The organism is Pseudomonas sp. TE3910, from assembly GCF_056279025.1.
The window spans coordinates 1,709,963-1,727,899 of the sequence record NZ_JBWBQN010000001.1 but is presented as its reverse complement, the minus strand read 5'-3'; the positions used below and the strand labels follow the sequence as shown (position 1 = coordinate 1,727,899).

General features: G+C 58.2%; 16 protein-coding genes and 3 tRNA genes. 10 read left to right on the top strand and 9 right to left on the bottom strand.

Translation table 11 applies throughout. The features are described 5' to 3' along the window. Positions 1–2 precede the first annotated feature (2 nt). From ACZ9H3_RS07735 to folD, 6 genes are all read right to left on the bottom strand, one after another. Complete coding sequence (locus ACZ9H3_RS07735) at positions 3–716, bottom strand: ABC transporter permease (RefSeq protein WP_102051758.1); 714 nt, start codon at positions 714–716, stop codon at positions 3–5. Continuing rightward, on the bottom strand, positions 713–1,438 hold the full coding sequence (locus ACZ9H3_RS07730; RefSeq protein WP_065760107.1) for an ABC transporter permease: 726 nt from the start codon (positions 1,436–1,438) through the stop codon (positions 713–715). The genes ACZ9H3_RS07735 and ACZ9H3_RS07730 overlap by 4 nt, the downstream gene beginning before the upstream one ends. Before the next feature lie 68 nt (positions 1,439–1,506). Next, positions 1,507–2,286 (bottom strand): ABC transporter substrate-binding protein, encoded by a 780-nt coding sequence (locus tag ACZ9H3_RS07725; protein WP_065761829.1) that lies wholly within the window; start codon positions 2,284–2,286, stop codon positions 1,507–1,509. 257 nt (positions 2,287–2,543) lie between these two features. Beyond that, positions 2,544–3,590, bottom strand: coding sequence for an ornithine cyclodeaminase (locus tag ACZ9H3_RS07720; RefSeq protein WP_330522889.1), 1,047 nt, complete (start codon positions 3,588–3,590; stop codon positions 2,544–2,546). 24 nt (positions 3,591–3,614) lie between these two features. Next, the gene (gene ctlX / locus ACZ9H3_RS07715) at positions 3,615–4,532 is read right to left on the bottom strand and encodes a citrulline utilization hydrolase CtlX (RefSeq protein WP_476220247.1); all 918 of its coding nucleotides are present in this window, start codon (positions 4,530–4,532) and stop codon (positions 3,615–3,617) included. 224 nt (positions 4,533–4,756) lie between these two features. Next, the gene (gene folD / locus ACZ9H3_RS07710) at positions 4,757–5,611 is read right to left on the bottom strand and encodes a bifunctional methylenetetrahydrofolate dehydrogenase/methenyltetrahydrofolate cyclohydrolase FolD (protein WP_065761832.1); all 855 of its coding nucleotides are present in this window, start codon (positions 5,609–5,611) and stop codon (positions 4,757–4,759) included. Positions 5,612–5,896: 285 nt separating this feature from the next. On the opposite strand from folD, the gene ACZ9H3_RS07705 reads away from it, so the two are divergent. The 3 genes from ACZ9H3_RS07705 to ACZ9H3_RS07695 all read left to right on the top strand — a co-directional run bounded on the left by ACZ9H3_RS07705 (position 5,897) and on the right by ACZ9H3_RS07695 (position 6,229). After that, a tRNA-Arg gene (locus ACZ9H3_RS07705) sits at positions 5,897–5,973 on the top strand. Between the two features lie 41 nt (positions 5,974–6,014). Continuing rightward, positions 6,015–6,090, top strand: a tRNA-His gene (locus tag ACZ9H3_RS07700). Positions 6,091–6,144: 54 nt separating this feature from the next. Beyond that, positions 6,145–6,229, top strand: a tRNA-Leu gene (locus tag ACZ9H3_RS07695). 160 nt (positions 6,230–6,389) lie between these two features. On the opposite strand, the gene ACZ9H3_RS07690 is transcribed toward ACZ9H3_RS07695, so the two are convergent. Both ACZ9H3_RS07690 and ACZ9H3_RS07685 read right to left on the bottom strand, forming a co-directional pair. Beyond that, positions 6,390–6,881: a BCAM0308 family protein gene (locus ACZ9H3_RS07690; protein ID WP_476220246.1), complete on the bottom strand. Its 492-nt coding sequence runs from the start codon at positions 6,879–6,881 to the stop codon at positions 6,390–6,392. 134 nt (positions 6,882–7,015) lie between these two features. Next, positions 7,016–7,558 carry an Hsp20/alpha crystallin family protein gene (locus tag ACZ9H3_RS07685; protein ID WP_065760262.1) on the bottom strand — a complete coding sequence of 181 codons (543 nt, stop codon included), beginning with the start codon at positions 7,556–7,558 and terminating at the stop codon, positions 7,016–7,018. 319 nt (positions 7,559–7,877) lie between these two features. Between ACZ9H3_RS07685 and ACZ9H3_RS07680 the strand changes: the two genes are divergently transcribed. The 7 genes from ACZ9H3_RS07680 to ACZ9H3_RS07650 all read left to right on the top strand — a co-directional run bounded on the left by ACZ9H3_RS07680 (position 7,878) and on the right by ACZ9H3_RS07650 (position 16,937). Further along, positions 7,878–8,183, top strand: a complete 306-nt coding sequence (locus ACZ9H3_RS07680; RefSeq protein ID WP_065761175.1) for a DUF6388 family protein — start codon at positions 7,878–7,880, stop codon at positions 8,181–8,183. Between the two features lie 252 nt (positions 8,184–8,435). Further along, positions 8,436–9,746, top strand: a complete 1,311-nt coding sequence (gene tig / locus ACZ9H3_RS07675) for a trigger factor (protein WP_476220245.1) — start codon at positions 8,436–8,438, stop codon at positions 9,744–9,746. Between the two features lie 91 nt (positions 9,747–9,837). Further along, positions 9,838–10,479, top strand: coding sequence for an ATP-dependent Clp endopeptidase proteolytic subunit ClpP (gene clpP, locus ACZ9H3_RS07670; RefSeq protein ID WP_065761177.1), 642 nt, complete (start codon positions 9,838–9,840; stop codon positions 10,477–10,479). 105 nt (positions 10,480–10,584) lie between these two features. Then, complete coding sequence (clpX, locus tag ACZ9H3_RS07665) at positions 10,585–11,868, top strand: ATP-dependent Clp protease ATP-binding subunit ClpX (RefSeq protein WP_065761178.1); 1,284 nt, start codon at positions 10,585–10,587, stop codon at positions 11,866–11,868. Positions 11,869–12,019: 151 nt separating this feature from the next. Next, the gene (gene lon / locus ACZ9H3_RS07660) at positions 12,020–14,416 is read left to right on the top strand and encodes an endopeptidase La (RefSeq protein ID WP_065761179.1); all 2,397 of its coding nucleotides are present in this window, start codon (positions 12,020–12,022) and stop codon (positions 14,414–14,416) included. Between the two features lie 145 nt (positions 14,417–14,561). Next, positions 14,562–14,834 (top strand): HU family DNA-binding protein, encoded by a 273-nt coding sequence (locus tag ACZ9H3_RS07655; RefSeq protein ID WP_065761180.1) that lies wholly within the window; start codon positions 14,562–14,564, stop codon positions 14,832–14,834. 231 nt (positions 14,835–15,065) lie between these two features. Then, positions 15,066–16,937, top strand: a complete 1,872-nt coding sequence (locus ACZ9H3_RS07650) for a SurA N-terminal domain-containing protein (RefSeq protein ID WP_476220244.1) — start codon at positions 15,066–15,068, stop codon at positions 16,935–16,937. A gap of 188 nt (positions 16,938–17,125) precedes the next feature. On the opposite strand, the gene fabI is transcribed toward ACZ9H3_RS07650, so the two are convergent. Further along, on the bottom strand, positions 17,126–17,920 hold the full coding sequence (gene fabI, locus ACZ9H3_RS07645) for an enoyl-ACP reductase FabI (RefSeq protein ID WP_099775323.1): 795 nt from the start codon (positions 17,918–17,920) through the stop codon (positions 17,126–17,128). Positions 17,921–17,937: the final 17 nt, after the last annotated feature.

Here is a 17,937-nt window from a genome sequence, read left to right as displayed (position 1 = left end):
GTTTAGCCTCGGACAGGAACAAGAAAACGCATCCAGCGGCGTTCGGCAAGGCGGAACAGCCCGACCAGCACGAAGGACAGCAGCATGTACAGCAGGGCCGCGACACCGAAGGCCTGGAAGGTCAGGAAGGTTGCGGCATTGGCGTCGCGCGCGACCTTGAGGATGTCGGCGATGGTTGCGGTGAAGGCCAGGGAGGTGGCGTGCAGCATCAGGATCAGTTCGTTGCTGTAGGCCGGCAGCGCACGGCGCAGGGCGGCTGGCAGAATCACGAACAGGTTCAGGCGCCAGCCATACAGACCATAGGCCTGGGCCGCTTCAATTTCGCCGTGGGGGATATTGCGAATCGCCCCGGCGAAGATCTCCACGGTGTAGGCGCAGGTATTGAGGACGAAGGCCAGCAGGGTGCAGTTCAGCGCGTTGCGGAAGAACGCGTCGAGCAAGGCGTTGTCGCGAACGACTTCCAGCCCGTACAGGCCGGTGTAGCAAATCAGCAGTTGGATGTAGAGCGGTGTGCCGCGAAAGACGTAGGTGTAGAACTCCACTGGCCAGCGCAGCCAGCGCTGGCGTGAAACCCTGGCCAGGGCCAAGGGTAGCGACAGCAGGAAACCCAGGACGGTCGTCACGATAAACAACCACAGGGTCATCGCCAGCCCGGAAAAACCGGCGCCATCACTGTAGAGGTAGGCCAGGCCATATTGCTCAAGCAGTTCGATCATGATGCCAGCCCCTTGATGCCCGTGTTGTAGCGCCGTTCCAGGCGTTTAAATAGCCGGTTTGAAAGGGTTGTGATCACCAGGTAGACCAGTGCGGCGAGGATCAGGAAATACAGGGTGTTATTGGTGGTCTTGCCGGCGTTCTGCGCGGCTTTGACCAGGTCGGCCAGGCCGATGATCGAGACCAGTGCCGTGGACTTGAGCAGTACCAGCCAGTTGTTGCCCAGCCCTGGCAGGGCGAAGCGCATCAGTTGTGGGAACAGTACCAGGCGAAAACGCTGGGCGCGGCTCAGGCCGTAGGCGGTAGCAGCCTCAAGCTGGCCTGCCGGTACGCTGAGAATGGCACCGCGAAAGTTCTCGGTGAAGTAGGCACCGTAGATGAAACCCAGGGTGATCACACCGGCCATGAACGGGTCGATCTCGACGTAGTTCCAGCCCAGCATTTCGGTGAAATCGTTGAGCCACAATTGCAGGGTGTAGAAGATCAGCAGGATCAGTACCAGGTCCGGCACGCTGCGTATCAGCGTGGTGTAAAGCGTGGCCGGAGCGCGCAGCAGGCGTAGCGGTGAGCACTTGGCGCAGGCGCCGATCAGGCCCAGGCTCAGGCTTAATGCCAGCGACAGCAACGCCAGTTTCAGGGTCATCCAGGTCCCTTGCGCCAACAGCGGGCCAAAGCCCTGCAGGCTCAGGGCCTGCAGGCCGATTGAGTGGAGGAGGTCATTCACGGGAGAGTCTCGTCAGAAGCTGGAGTGGAGACCGCTGCGGCCAGCAGGATGGCTGGCCGCAGACAGATTTACTCGTTGTAGATATCCAGGTCGCCGACGTACTTTTTCTGGATTTCGGCGAAGGTCCCATCGGCAAGGACCTCAGCGATGCCTTTGTTCAGCAAGGCCTTCAGTTCGCTATCGTTCTTGCGCAAGCCCATGGCGATGTCCAGCGGCAAGGTGGGGTCCTTGATGGCTGGGCCGGTCTTGAAGTCGGCACCTTCGGGTTTGGCCAGGAAGTTCAGTTGGGCTTCCAGCTTGTCGGTCAGGGTGGCGTCGAGTCGGCCGTTCATCAGGTCGGCATAGTTCTGGTCCTGGGCCTGGTAGGCCTTGACCTGTGCGCCCAGCGGCGCCAGCTTGGCGCGGGCGTAGGCCTCTTGCAGAGAGCCTTGCAGCACGCCGACCTGCTTGCCCTTGAGCGATTCCGGTGTGTCGCCGAAATCAGCACCTTTGCGGGTGATCACGGATGTCGGGCTGAGGAACAGGCGGTCAGTGAAGTCGATCTGCTTCTGCCGTGCCGGGGTCACGGCCATGGAGGACATGATCGCGTCGAACTTGCGCGCACGCAGTGCCGGAATCATGCCATCGAACTCGTTGTTGACCCAGGTGCACTTGACCTGCAGCTTGGCGCAAATGGCATTGCCCAGCTCAATGTCGAAGCCTTGCAGGCTGCCGTCGGCTGCTACCGATTCAAACGGCGGGTACTCAGGGTAGACACCAAAACGGATTTCTTTCCATTCTTGAGCCTGAACCGCGCTTGCGCACAGCGCAAGGAGCAACACGCTAAGGGGCTTTCGAAACGAAGTCATGAGGGTATCCCTTGGTTTTGTAATTGATTTAGGGCAGTAAAAAATCGTGAGGCTGTTTGGGTCTTGAAGTGACTCTTCGGTCTGGCCTCAGAATGCGCGATGAGCGGTTTTTTTTTGTGTCGTTTCAGCCGGCCGTGGCGACCGTAATTTGCTGTTAACGGTTGCCGTGCAGCCGATTCGGCTGTGGTGTTGCCTGTTTTGGCTTTTGCACAGCCGTTTCCGACCTGCCGCGCCTGGGCGCAGCAGGTTTGGCGGATTCAGGCGCGTTTTTTTGCCAGGGTTTCGGCAGGGTTGCGCAGCAGGGCGAAGAGGTCTTTCGGGTTGCTGAGTTCGGGCACCAGCTCGATCTGGCGGCCTATCCCGAGTGCCGTGGCCTCGTCCAGTACATAGCGCAGGGCCGAATAGTCCTCTAGGGCAAATCCGACGGAGTCGAACAGGGTCACCTGGGTGTCATTTTCGCGGCCTGCTGCCTGGCCGTTCACGACTTGCCAGAACTCGGTGGTCGGTGAGTCGGCCGGCATCTGCTGGATCTCGCCTTCGATACGGCTTTGTGGCTCGTACTCAACAATCACTCGGGCGTTTTCGACGATGTTGCGGTGCAGCTCAGTCTTGCCTGGGCAGTCGCCACCGACAGCGTTGAGGTGCATGCCTGGCTCGATCATCTCCGGGGTGAGGATGGTGGCGTAGGCCTTGTCGGCGGTGACTGTGGTGATGATATCGGCGCCGCGAACGGCGTCGGCCACAGAGCTGGCCTGAATCAGTTTCAGTGCCGGGAAGGTGCTGAGGTTGGCGATCAGCTTGGCGGTCGCCTGCGGATCGAGGTCGTACAGACGGATCTCTTCGATGCCCAGCAGGGCATGGAATGCCAAGGCTTGAAATTCACTCTGCGAGCCGTTGCCGATCAGCGCCATGCTGCGGCTGCCCGGGCGCGCCAGGTAGCGTGCGGCCAGGGCCGAGGTTGCGGCGGTTCGCAGGGCGGTCGTCAGGGTCATCTCGCTCAGCAGTACCGGGGCGCCCGTATCGACATCGCCAAGCGCGCCAAACGCCATGACGGTGAGCATGCCGCGCTGGGTGTTCTTGGGGTGGCCATTGACGTACTTGAAGGCATACAGGTTCGCATCGGATACCGGCATCAATTCGATGACACCATCGGGCGAATGGTTGGCCAGGCGCGCGCACTTTTCAAAGTCGTGCCAGCGCAGATAGTCCTGGCGGATGTACTCGGCCATCTCGCGCAGGCAGGTGCTCAAACCTTTACGAGTGACCAGGTGGCTCAGGTCGGTGACATCCAGATAACGGGTCATGCTGTTCTCCTTCTTATAATCAGTTTAGTTGCGCACGGGCAGGTGGACTTCGGCGAGCATGCAGCGGGCGCTGCCACCGCCAATGCGTTCGATGTTGTCGATGTTCACCACCACCGGGCGGCTGTGCTGTTCGACCTGTTCGCGTTGGTCGGGCTTCAGCGAAGCCCAGGCGCTACGCGACATCACCAGCAGCGGCTGGCCCTGCTTGTCGTGGACTTCGAGCATGTTGCCGGCGAAGCCTTCAAGCTGGTCGAAGTCCAGTGCCAGGATGTCTTTGCCGGTGTCGCGCAGGGAGCGCTCCAGTGCCTGCCGCTCGCTCGCATCGGGCAGGGCTTGCAGGCACACCACCGAGAGCTCAGTGCCAACGCTCATCATCACGTTGCTGTGGTAGATCGGCGCGTGGTGCCGGTCGACGGCATGGAACACGCATAGGCGGTAATCAAGTTGTTCGGCGAACTGGCGCAGCGCTTCGGTGTGGGTTCGCCCGGAGTGGCAGGCGTAGCTGATCCGGTGCTCGCGGTCCAGCACCATGCTGCCGGTGCCTTCGAGGAACATGCTGTGCTGCTCCAGCGGGCTCAGGTCGATGGTGGTGTTAATTGCAAAGCGCTCTTCCAGAACGCGCAGTACGCCTTTGTTGCGCTCCAGGCGACGGTTCTGGCCCTCCATCGGATACAGCACCAGGCTGCCGTCCGCGTGGCTGCTCCACCAGTTGTTGGGGAAGATCGAGTCCGGGGTGTGAGGGGCAGGGGTGTCCTGCACCACCAGTACGTCTACGCCGTGCTGGCGCAGGGTGTCGACGTAGCCATCGAACTCTTCCAGCGCTTTCTGCTGTGCCTGTTCGGGGGCGAGAAAGGGTTGCTGAAAGCGGTTGTTGAAGGCCGTGTCCGGGTTGAAGGCGAACCGCGCCGGGCGGATCATCAAGACGGTATTGGTGGTTTGCATTGAGGCACGCATCCAGGGTGGCTATGTGCCTATTGTCCGTGGGATGCCGTGTAAATCCCGGCTGAAGCCGGTGTGGCGCTCAGCCGGGAAAGCTGAATGCGGTCGTGATGCAGCGGAATCGGCTGTGATGATGGGGGCGAGCGGGTTTGAAGGGCGATCAGGTTTTTCGGGCGCCAACAAAAACGGCACCTTCGCAGGTGCCGTTCTTTCAGTTGCCTGATGCCTTATTTGTGCAGCGTTTCTGCCGCATACAAGGTGTTCTCCAGCAGGCAGGCACGGGTCATCGGGCCTACACCACCTGGAACCGGCGTGATCCAGCCTGCGCGTGGCAGGGCGGTTTCATAAACCACATCGCCGACCAGCTTGCCATCTTCCTGGCGATTGATGCCGACGTCGATGACGATCGCGCCTTCCTTGATCCACTCACCCTTGACCAGGCCTGGCTTGCCGGCGGCAACCACGACCAGGTCGGCACGGCCGACGTGGCCTGCCAGGTCCTTGGTGAAACGGTGGGTGACGGTCACGGTGCAGCCTGCCAGCAGCAGCTCCATGGCCATTGGGCGGCCAACGATGTTCGAAGCCCCCACCACCACGGCATTCATGCCGTACAGGTCCTGACCGGTGCTCTGCAGCAGGGTCATGATGCCTTTCGGCGTGCAAGGGCGCAGCAGGGGAATGCGCTGAGCCAGGCGACCGACGTTATAAGGATGGAAGCCGTCGACGTCTTTGTCTGGGCGGATGCGCTCAAGCAGCAGCGATGCATCCAGGTGTGCCGGAAGCGGCAACTGCAACAGGATGCCATCGATGTTCGCGTCGTTATTAAGGCGATCGATCAGATCGGTCAGGGCTTGCTGCGTGGTATCGCTGGGCAGGTCAAAGGCCTGGGAGATAAAGCCGACCTCTTCGCAATCCTTGCGCTTGTGCGAAACATAGACTTGAGAGGCGGGGTCGTTGCCGACCAGGATCACTGCCAGGCCAGGAGTGCGCAGGCCTTGCTGGCGGCGCTCCGCGACACGTTGGGCGATCTGCTGGCGCAGGTTGGCGGCGATCGCCTTGCCGTCGATAAGTTGTGCAGTCATGACGCGTGATTAACCATCGAGAGGGAATAAAATGAGCGCGCATTCTCGCATGACACAGCCCTAGGGCAAAGGCGCTTGGTCTGGCAAATGCTCTAAGCCCTTAAATAAAATGAATTTTTTTCAAAAAAGAGTTGACGACCCTGCCACTCGTCTATAACATTCGTCGCACTTGTCGGGCAGAGCCTAGCACTGGTTAGCAAGGTCAGGCAGAATGAGCAGATTTTAAGCTCGTTTGGCGGGACTGAAAAGTTAGTTTGTAATCTTAAACGAAAGCAGATTAAATATGCGCCCGTAGCTCAGCTGGATAGAGCATCCGCCTTCTAAGCGGATGGTCGCAGGTTCGAGTCCTGCCGGGTGCGCCATTAAGGCAGCTTTGGCACAAGTGAAGCAGTAACGTAATATGGTGGGCGTAGCTCAGTTGGTAGAGCACAGGATTGTGACTCCTGTTGTCGTGGGTTCGATCCCCATCGTCCACCCCATATTCTAAAAGGCGCCCGATGAATAGTCCGGCGCCTTTGCTTTAAACGCTTTACGCGGACGTGGTGAAATTGGTAGACACACTGGATTTAGGTTCCAGCGGCGCAAGCTGTAAGAGTTCGAGTCTCTTCGTCCGCACCATCTAAGCGTTTGTTTTTAAAGGCGTTTTTCAAGATTTCCCTTCAAATGGGAACGTTTTGTGAACACTTTGGGAATGAACAGGCGAAAAGGGCAGCCCATGTGGCTGCCCTTTGTCGTTTCTGACTGCTGTTTTTTACCTCTGAGTTTGATCTGTGCCGAATCAGTCTCGACGCCAGTCCACGCTGAGGTAGAACTCGCTGTCGCTGTAGCGATAACTGGTGTCTCCGTCATAAGCAGCTTCCAGGTCGTGGCCGATGCGATTGGCCAGGTGCAGGCCGGTCGTGGTAACCAGAACCTCATCGCCATCCTCTGTTACATCAATCAGTCGTTCCAAGGCGTGCTCGGCCTTTTCCCTTGCTTCTGTATTGCGGACAAGATGAACAAGTTCTTCGCGGTGCTTTTGCAGAAATGCTCCTGCCAGCCGCACCTGGCCCGCTACTGCGCGATCGGCGATACGCCTGCAGGCCGGGCAGACAAAATTTTCGACTGAAACGTGGGATGCGTCAGCATGCCATGACCACTCACCTGCATGGTATTTGGCGCCACATTCCGGACATTGCGCTGAGCCACCAGGTCGGTGCGCTTCCAGGTATGGATCTGTTTTGTCTGTTTTGAACAGCTTGTCTTTCTGGCTGTGCTGGTATTTGTCCATTGCTGCTCTCCGATGCGTACTGAGGTGCAGCGGTCGGTGACGCATCAAGAATCAAGGTGGTTGCCCTGTTAGGGTCTGTGGCATTTTTCCAGACGCCCCTTGCCGTGGGCGCGACAAGGGGCAAGGGTGCAGCATCAGCTGCTTTTAATGGGTACGACCTTTTCTGGCTTGATGGCTTCAGGCTTTTTCGGTAGCGATATGGTCAATATGCCTTTACTGAAGCTGGCTTCGATTTTGTCGGCGTCGACCTCTTTGGGCAGGTTGAATACCCGTTCAAACGAGCCATAGTGGCGCTCGGAGAGGTAGTAGCCCTTTCTTTTCTCTTCCTTGTCTTCTTTCTTTTCGCCTTTGATGATCAGGCTGCCATTGGACAGTTTGACCTCGATGTTTTTTTCATCCATGCCGGGAAGTTCGGCCGTGATTTCGTAGCTTTTTTCTTTATCGGAAATGTCCACGGCGGGTACATTGCGGCTGATCAGTTCCCTGCGCCAGAAGGGTTCGGCGTCAAACAGGCCTCGGCCGAATGGGGTGGAAAGCGAGCCTCGGTTGAAATCCTCGAACAGGTGATCAACCTGCTGACGGAGTTTTTCGAAGGGGCGCCACATATCTGAGGTGGCCAAGTGCTGGCCGGGTTTTTCTTCTTGCTGGACCGGCATTTTTTTTACGGAGTTAGCCATTTTCATATCTCCTTTACAGTGATTTTCGACAGTTGTTGTCTTTGTTTGCGCGGTGATTTGCCCGGAATATGGAGGGCGAGCCAAGCACTGGGGTTGGTGTGCGAGGGGCTGTCTTGATGCTCAGGTTTCAATTGAATCGCAAAAGGCCTGGCCGGGTTTGATCTGGATCAGATGAGCACTATCTGATCGTCGGCGTCGCAAAGACCCGTGGCGTCAAGGTGTTCAGCGTGCGCACGGGTGGTGACAATGGCCTGAAAGCTGATAGATTTCAGCCGGTTGAGGTAGTGGTCGAGCTGTCGGCTGCAGAAGGAAGAACTATATGATCGCAAAAGAGTTCCGCCAGGCGGTTGCCCTGGAGCGTTTCGCCGAGGCCAATCCGCAGTTGCTGGCTGAAATTGCCCAGCTTAGCGAGCATGATCAGGCGCAACAGATCCAGTGGGCGTTCGAAGATGAAGCCGAGACGCAGGGGCTCCAGCCTTGGGAGCTGGCGCTGCAGCTGATTGCAGCATCTCCCGAGGAATTGCAGGCCATGCGCCTGGAAGTGCATCGTGAAGTGGCCGAGGCATTGGGCATGAGCTGGGAAGAGTACTGCGGGCTCAATGAGCTCGATGAAGCCGCGCCGTGATGAGCGTCGTGTAGTGTTTTGAAAAGATTTGCCAAGGGTGTGGGCACAATCGAGCACCGTCTCGTAGTGCCCGGCGCGCCTTGGTTTGCGGGTGTCTGGCCATTTTGGCCGGTACCCCTTCATATAAAAGGACCGGTGTGGTTTCCCGTCGTCTTGAACGGGGTGACTTCTGGTGTTTGAGCTACTAGAATGCTTGCCCTTGATTCTGGAGTCGGGTATCGCCGGCTAACGTCTGTGCAACGAGGAATATCCATGCAAGTTTCTGTTGAAAATACTTCCGCTCTCGAGCGCCGCATGACCATCGGCGTTCCGGCCGAGCGCATCGAGACCGAAGTCAACAAGCGTCTGCAACAGACTGCCCGTCGCGCCAAGGTCCCAGGCTTCCGTCCTGGCAAAGTGCCTATGAGCGTGATTCGTCAGCGTTACGAAGACGCAGCCCGTCAGGAAGCCCTGGGCGACCTGATCCAGGCCACGTTCTATGAAGCTGTGGTTGAGCAGAAGCTGAACCCTGCCGGCGCCCCTGCCGTCGAGCCAAAAGTGTTCGAAAAGGGCAAGGACCTGGAATACATTGCCACCTTCGAAGTATTCCCTGAGTTCGCCGTTGCCGGTTTCGAGTCGATCGCCGTTGAGCGCCTGAGCGCCGAAGTGGCTGACGCCGACCTGGACAACATGCTGGAAGTACTGCGCAAGCAGAACGTCCGTTACGAAGTGGCAGAGCGTGCTGCTCAGAACGAAGACCAACTGAACATTGATTTCGTTGGCAAGATCGATGGCGAAGCCTTCGCCGGCGGTTCGGCCAAGGGCACTCAGCTGGTGCTGGGTTCCGGTCGCATGATCCCAGGCTTCGAAGAAGGTCTGGTCGGTGCCAAGGCCGGTGAAGAGCGCGTTCTGAACCTGACCTTCCCTGAGAACTACCAGAACCTGGATCTGGCCAACAAGGCTGCCGAGTTCACCGTTACTGTTAACAGCGTTTCCGAGCCCAAGCTGCCTGAGCTGACCGAAGAGTTCTTCGCCCAGTTCGGTATCAAGGAAGCCGGTGTCGATGGTTTCCGCGCCGAAGTTCGCAAGAACATGGAGCGTGAGCTGCGTCAGGCGATCAAGACCAAGGTCAAGAATCAGGTAATGGACGGCCTGCTGGCTGCCAACCCGATCGAAGTACCAAAGGCCCTGCTGGAAAACGAAGTGAACCGCCTGCGCGTTCAAGCCGTTCAACAGTTCGGTGGCAACATCAAGCCAGAGCAACTGCCTGCTGAGCTGTTCGAAGAGCAAGCCAAGCGTCGCGTCGTGCTGGGCCTGATCGTCGCCGAAGTGGTCAAGCAGAACGAGCTGAAGCCGGACGAAGACCGCGTACGTGAGCTGATCCAGGAAATGGCTTCGGCCTACCAGGAGCCTGAGCAAGTCGTGGCGTGGTACTACAAGAACGACCAGCAACTGAACGAAGTCCGTTCGGTTGTGCTGGAAGAACAAGTTGTGGATACTGTTCTGCAGAAAGCGACTGTGACCGATAAATCGGTCTCTTACGAAGAAGCTGTCAAGCCGGCGCAAGCACCAACTGCCGACTGATTTCCTTCTCTCGTAGGAAAACACCATAAGCCAGCCTTCGTGCTGGCTTATGCGTATTCAAGACATGACTATTTGGGAGTGAGTGCAGGACATGTCCCGCAATTCTTATTATCAGCAGAGCTCTGACATCCAGGCCGCAGGCGGCCTGGTCCCGATGGTTATCGAGCAATCCGCTCGTGGCGAACGTGCCTACGATATTTATTCGCGCCTCTTGAAGGAGCGGATCATCTTCCTGGTTGGCCCGGTAGAGGACTACATGGCTAACTTGGTAGCGGCGCAGATGCTGTTCCTTGAAGCGGAAAACCCGGACAAGGATATCCATCTCTATATCAACTCGCCGGGTGGTTCGGTGACTGCGGGCATGTCGATCTACGACACCATGCAGTTCATCAAGCCAGACGTCTCCACCATCTGCATCGGCCAGGCCTGCAGCATGGGTGCGTTCCTGTTGGCCGGTGGTGCCAAGGGCAAGCGTCATTGCCTGCCGAACTCGCGGATGATGATTCACCAGCCGCTGGGTGGTTTCCAGGGTCAGGCGTCGGACATCGACATCCATGCCAAGGAAATTCTTTCGATCCGTTCGCGTCTGAACGAACTGCTGGCGTTCCACACCGGTCAGTCGATCGAAACCATCGAGCGTGACACCAACCGTGACAACTTCATGAGCGCTCAACGCGCTGCCGAGTACGGCCTGATCGACTCGGTGTTCGACAAGCGTCAAATGACTGCTTGATCGACTCAAAAGCAGGTGCTGGGCCCGCCCAGCCACCTGCGGACTTGAAAAAGCCCGCAATTGCCTTCATCTTGTGTTGCAAGCCTACCGGATTGGATCGATCGAATGACTGACACCCGTAACGGCGAGGACAACGGCAAATTGCTCTATTGCTCCTTCTGCGGCAAAAGCCAGCATGAAGTGCGCAAGTTGATTGCCGGCCCCTCGGTATTTATCTGCGACGAGTGCGTCGACCTGTGCAACGACATCATCCGTGAGGAGGTGCAGGAAGCCCAGGCCGAGAGCAGTGCGCATAAATTGCCTTCGCCGAAAGAAATCAGCGCCATCCTGGACCAGTACGTCATTGGTCAGGAGCGCGCGAAAAAGGTCTTGGCCGTAGCGGTGTACAACCACTACAAGCGCCTGAACCAACGCGACAAGAAAAACGACGACGTCGAACTTGGCAAGAGCAACATCCTGCTGATCGGCCCGACTGGTTCGGGCAAGACGCTGCTCGCTGAAACCTTGGCGCGCCTGCTGAATGTGCCGTTCACCATCGCCGATGCCACCACGCTGACTGAAGCGGGCTATGTCGGTGAGGATGTCGAGAACATCATTCAGAAGCTGTTGCAAAAGTGCGACTACGACGTCGAAAAAGCCCAGATGGGTATTGTCTACATCGACGAAATCGACAAGATTTCGCGTAAGTCGGACAACCCGTCGATTACCCGCGATGTGTCGGGTGAGGGCGTGCAGCAAGCGCTGCTCAAGCTGATCGAAGGCACGGTCGCTTCCGTTCCGCCGCAAGGTGGCCGCAAGCACCCGCAGCAGGAGTTCCTGCAGGTCGATACGCGCAACATCCTGTTTATCTGTGGCGGTGCGTTCTCTGGCCTGGAAAAAGTGATCCAGAGCCGTTCCACCCGCGGCGGCATCGGCTTCACTGCCGAAGTACGCAGCAAGCAGGAAGGCAAGAAGGTTGGCGAGTCGCTGCGTGAAGTCGAGCCGGACGATTTGGTCAAGTTTGGCCTGATCCCTGAGTTCGTCGGTCGTTTGCCCGTTTTGGCAACCCTCGACGAGCTGGATGAGGCTGCTTTGATGCAGATCCTGACCGAGCCGAAGAACGCCCTGACCAAGCAGTACGCCAAGTTGTTCGAGATGGAAGGCGTGGACCTGGAGTTCCGCAACGACGCGCTGCGTTCCGTTGCTCGCAAGGCACTGGAGCGCAAGACCGGCGCACGTGGCCTGCGTTCCATTCTCGAAGGCATCCTGCTCGACACCATGTACGAGATTCCTTCGCAGAAGGATGTCAGCAAGGTGGTGATCGACGAGAGTGTCATCGATGGTTCTTCGCAGCCGCTGTTGATCTATGAGAACAGCGAGCCGCAAGCCAAAGCTGCACCTGATGCCTGAGCCCTTCACCGGCTCGAATCAGCAAGGGGCCTTCGGGCCCCTTTGCTTTTCCTGTCGTAGAGCTTGTTTTTTTCCGGGGCTGCCCCCACATTAGGTTCAAGCTCAAATTCCATCGGTTTTACGGCCACAAGGCCGCTGTAGAGGCGAAATCATGAAGACAACCCTCGACTTGCCTCTTTTGCCATTGCGTGATGTCGTCGTCTATCCGCACATGGTTATCCCGCTGTTTGTGGGGCGCGAGAAGTCCATCGAGGCCCTCGAGGCCGCGATGACGGGCGAGAAGCAGATCCTCCTGCTGGCCCAGAAGAATCCAGCCGACGATGATCCAGGCGAAGACGCCCTGTATCGTGTGGGCACCATCGCTACCGTTCTGCAGCTGCTGAAACTGCCTGATGGCACCGTCAAGGTGCTGGTCGAGGGTGAGCAGCGTGGTGCTGTCGAGCGTTTCAACGAAGTTGACGGGCACATCCGTGCCGAAGTCGCACTGATCGACGAGTCGGAAGCCGCTGACCGCGAATCCGAAGTGTTCGTGCGCACGCTGCTTTCGCAGTTCGAACAATATGTCCAGCTGGGCAAGAAAGTCCCGGCTGAAGTCCTGTCGTCGCTGAACAGCATCGATGAGCCGGGTCGTCTGGTCGACACCATGGCCGCGCACATGGCGCTGAAAATCGAGCAGAAACAGGAAATCCTCGAAATCATCGACCTGGGTGCCCGGGTTGAGCATGTCCTGGCCTTGCTGGATGCCGAAATCGACCTGTTGCAGGTCGAGAAGCGCATCCGTGGCCGGGTCAAGAAACAAATGGAGCGCAGCCAGCGCGAGTACTACCTGAATGAGCAGATGAAGGCCATTCAGAAAGAGCTGGGCGATAGCGAAGAAGGTCACAACGAAGTCGAAGAGCTGAAAAAGCGCATCGACGAGGCAGGCCTGCCCAAGGATGCCTACGCCAAGGCGCAAGCCGAGCTGAACAAGCTCAAGCAGATGTCGCCGATGTCTGCTGAGGCGACCGTGGTGCGTTCCTATCTGGACTGGCTGGTTCAGGTACCGTGGAAAGCTCAGAGCAAGGTCCGCCTGGACCTGGCCAAGGCCGAAGAAATCCTCGATGCCGACCACTATGGCCTGGAAGAGGTCAAGGAGCGCATCCTTGAGTACCTCGCCGTACAGAAGCGGGTCAAAAAGATCCGTGGTCCGGTGTTGTGCCTGGTGGGCCCGCCCGGTGTCGGTAAAACGTCCCTGGCGGAGTCGATCGCGGCTGCGACCAATCGCAAGTTCGTGCGCATGGCGCTGGGCGGCGTGCGTGACGAGGCCGAGATTCGTGGCCACCGGCGTACCTACATCGGCTCGATGCCGGGTCGCCTGATCCAGAAAATGACCAAGGTTGGTGTACGCAACCCACTGTTCCTGCTCGATGAAATCGACAAGATGGGCAGCGACATGCGTGGCGACCCGGCGTCGGCGCTGCTGGAAGTGCTGGATCCAGAGCAGAACCACAACTTCAACGATCACTACCTTGAGGTCGATTACGACCTGTCGGACGTGATGTTCCTCTGCACCTCGAACTCGATGAACATTCCACCAGCCCTGCTGGACCGTATGGAAGTCATCCGTTTGCCGGGGTACACCGAGGACGAAAAGATCAACATCGCTGTCAAGTACCTGGTGCCGAAGCAGATCAAGGCCAACGGCTTGAAGAAAGGCGAACTGGATATCGACACCACGGCGATTCGCGACATCATTCGCTACTACACCCGTGAAGCCGGTGTGCGTGGCCTTGAGCGTCAGATTGCCAAGGTTTGTCGCAAGGTGGTCAAGGAACACACCGGGCACAAGCAGGTGGCCGTCAAGGTGAGTGGCGATCAGCTCGAGCATTTCCTCGGCGTTCGCAAGTTCCGTTATGGTCTGGCTGAGCAGCAGGATCAGGTTGGCCAGGTTACTGGGCTGGCCTGGACCCAGGTGGGTGGCGAATTGCTGACCATCGAAGCGGCTGTGGTGCCAGGCAAGGGCCAGTTGATCAAGACCGGTTCGTTGGGCGATGTCATGGTTGAGTCGATCACCGCGGCGCAGACCGTCGTCCGTAGCCGGGCACGGAGCTTGGGTATTCCCGCTGACTTCCACGAGAAGCGTGACACCCATATCCACATGCCGGAAGGGGCCACGCCGAAGGACGGTCCAAGTGCGGGTATTGGTATGTGCACCGCGCTAGTGTCGGCACTGACCCAGATTCCGGTGCGTGCCGATGTGGCAATGACCGGTGAAATTACCCTGCGTGGTCAGGTATTGGCGATTGGTGGTTTGAAGGAAAAACTACTGGCCGCACACCGTGGCGGAATCAAGACGGTGATCATTCCGGAAGAGAATGTGCGGGATCTGAAAGAAATTCCTGAGAATATTAAGCGGGATCTGCAGATTAAACCCGTGAAATGGATTGACGAAGTCCTCCAAATTGCGCTGCAATACGCCCCGGAGCCCTTGCCAGATGTGGCTCCCGAGATTGTCGCAAAGGATGAAAAGCGCGACGGTGATTCCAAGGAAAGAATCAGCACGCATTAATACGTATTTGGTTGGGGGGCTTGGTTGGCGGCAGTTAGAGCCTTTGTTATAGGGCGGCACTTAAATGCCAACTGGCCACCCAGCATCGTTTTGCTTTGATTACATACTTAGAAACAAACTCAATAGAGATATAAGGGGACTTAGAGTGAACAAGTCGGAACTGATTGACGCTATCGCTGCATCTGCTGACATCCCGAAAGCTGTAGCTGGCCGTGCGCTGGATGCAGTAATCGACTCCGTCACCGGCGCCCTGAAGGCAGGTGACTCGGTTGTACTGGTAGGCTTCGGCACGTTCTCCGTGACCGACCGTCCTGCGCGTACCGGCCGTAACCCGCAAACCGGTAAGACTCTGGAAATCCCTGCTGCCAAGAAGCCAGGCTTCAAAGCTGGTAAAGCACTGAAAGAAGCCGTCAACTAAGTCGCTTCTTTCGGGCTTACGCCTCGTCGAGTCAGGCCATGGCCTGGTTCGACAGCGAAGCGCAAAGGGGGCAAGCCTCTCGAGAGGCGTCTCCTCCGAAAGCTTAGATATCCGGCTTTCGACCGCTTCGCCAGCTACGAGAAGGCGCATCCTCGGATGCGCCTTTCTTCTATCAGGACTCTACCCACGCTCCGCGGTTGCTTTATCAGTACAACCGTTTCTGGGGGACGCATGCTGCAGAATATCAGGGACAATTCACAAGGTTGGATTGCCAAGACCATCATCGGTGTCATCGTAGCCTTGATGGCGCTGACCGGCTTCGATGCCATCTTCCGGGCCACCAGCCACAGCCAGGACGCTGCCAAGGTCAATGGCGATGCCATTAGCCAGAACGAGCTGAGCCAAGCGGTCGACATGCAACGTCGCCAGCTGATGCAACAGTTGGGCAAGGATTTCGATGCCTCCCTGCTGGATGAAAACATGTTGCGCGAAGCGGCTCTCAAGGGGCTGATCGATCGCAAACTGCTGCTTCAGGGGGCTCGCGACGCCAAGTTCGCGTTCTCCGAAGCGGCGCTGGATCAACTGATCCTGCAGACGCCTGAGTTCCAGGTTGACGGCAAGTTCAGTGCCGAGCGCTTCGACCAGGTCATTCGGCAGATGGGTTACGGCCGTCTGCAGTTCCGCGAGATGCTGGCGCAGGAAATGCTCATTGGCCAACTGCGTACCGGCCTTGCCGGAAGCGGCTTTGTGACCGACTCGCAGGTTGAGGCATTCGCCCGTCTGGAAAAGCAGACCCGTGACTTCGCCTCCATCACCTTCAAGGCAGATGTTGCTGCGAGCAAGGTGAGCGACGACGAGATCAAGGCTCACTACGACGCGCACGCCAAGGAGTTCATGAGCCCGGATCAAGTGGTCATCGACTACCTGGAGCTGAAGAAGTCCGCGTTCTTCGATCAGGTCAGTGTCAATGAAGATGAGCTTCAGGCGCTGTATGAGAAAGAAATTTCCGGCCTCGCCGAGCAGCGTCATGCCGCGCACATCCTCATCGAAGTCAACGACAAGGTGAATGAAGCGCAGGCCAAGGCTCGTATCGAAGAGATTCAACAGCGCCTGGCCAAAGGTGAAGACTTTGCCGCGCTGGCCAAGGAGTTTTCGCAGGACCCGGGCTCGGCCAGCAATGGTGGTGACCTTGGCTTTGCGGGTCAGGGCGTTTACGACCCGGCTTTCGAAGAGGCGCTGTACGCGCTGGACAAGGATCAAGTGTCGGCCCCGGTTCGTACCGACTACGGCTTTCACCTGATCAAGCTGTTGGGTGTGCAAGCACCTGAGGTGCCAAGTTTCGCCAGCCTGAAAGACAAGCTGACGCGAGAGTTGAAGACGCAGCAGGTCGAGCAGCGCTTTGTCGAAGCGACCAAGCAACTGGTTGACTCCGCATTCGAGGCCTCCGACCTGAGCCAGCCAGCTCAGGAGCTGGGCTTGAAGGTCAAGACGTCCGAGCCTTTCGGTCGTGAAGGTGGCGAAGGCGTGACGGCTAACCGTGCTGTGATTCAGGCGGCGTTCAGCCCTGAAGTCATGGAAGAGGGCGCTAACAGTTCGTCCATCGAGCTGGACCCTGAAACGGTCGTGGTCATTCGCGTCAAAGAGCATCGCAAGCCGGCCCAGCTGCCGCTGGAAGCGGTCGCCGACAGCATTCGCAAGCACCTGGCCAAGGAGCACGCCAGTGCTGCTGTGAAGGCTAAAGGCGAAGCCCTGATTGCCGGCCTGCGTGACGGCAAGATCGCGCCGACAGCGGCGTATGAGGGCCAGAGCTGGAAGGTACAGGAAGCAGTGACGCGTAATCAGGACGGTATTGATCCTGTAGAGCTGCAAGCCCTGTTCCGCATGGGCAAGCCTGAAGCCAAGGACAAGCCGCTCTTCGGCAGTGTCAGCCTGGCCGATGGCAGCTTCGTTGTACTGCGTCTGGATGGCGTCAACGAAGGTTCTGCGGCCACTGACGAAGAGAAGTCGGCCTACCGTCGCTTCCTGGCGTCGCGTGCTGGCCAGCAAGACTTTGCAGCCTACCGCAAGCAGTTGGAAGCCAAGGCGGACATCACTCGCTACTGAGTGACGTTCCTCTAGAGCAGCAACGGCAACCGACAAAGCCCCTGACCGAAAGGCCAGGGGCTTTTGTTTGGGGCAAGTGCCACGGCCTACAGCTTCCTGTGGGATGCAGGCTTGGCGTCTGTATCGTTGGCCCACAAATACAAACCCCCGCTAAAAAGCGGGGGTTTGTTTGCAACTACGGCTGTGGCTTACTCGGAGAGATCGCCCATGGCGGTGGTGTTGAAGCCGCCGTCTACGTACATGATTTCGCCGCTGATGCCCGACGCCAGGTCGGAGCAGAGGAAGGCGCCAGCGTTGCCGACTTCCTCGATGGTGACGTTACGACGCAGTGGGGTCTGGGCTTCGTTGGCAGCCAGCATCTTGCGGAAGCTCTTGATGCCGGAGGCAGCCAGTGTACGGATCGGGCCAGCGGAAACGGCGTTCACGCGGGTGCCCTCTGGGCCCAGGCTGCCGGCCAGGTAGCGTACGCCGGCTTCCAGGCTGGCCTTGGCCATGCCCATGACGTTGTAGTTCGGCATGGTGCGCTCTGCGCCCAGGTAGGACAGGGTCAGCAGGCTGCCATTACGGCCTTTCATCATTTCGCGACCGGCCTTGGCCAGGGCGACGAAGCTGTAGGCGCTGATGTCGTGGGCGATGCGGAAACCTTCGCGGGTGGTGACCTCGGTGAAGTCGCCATCCAGTTGGTCGCCCGGAGCGAAGCCAACCGAGTGCACGATGCAATCCAGGCCGTCCCACTTCTTGCTCAGTTCCTCGAAGACCTTGGCGATCTCTTCGTCGCTGGCAACGTCACAGGGGAAGCACAGCTCAGGGCTGGAGCCCCAGCCAGCGGCGAACTCTTCGACGCGGCCCTTGAGCTTTTCGTTCTGGTAGGTGAAGGCAAGTTCTGCGCCCTCGCGATGCATGGCGGCAGCAATACCGGATGCGATGGACAGTTTGCTTGCGACACCGACGATCAGTACGCGCTTACCGGCGAGAAAACCCATGTGTTGTTCCTCTTCAG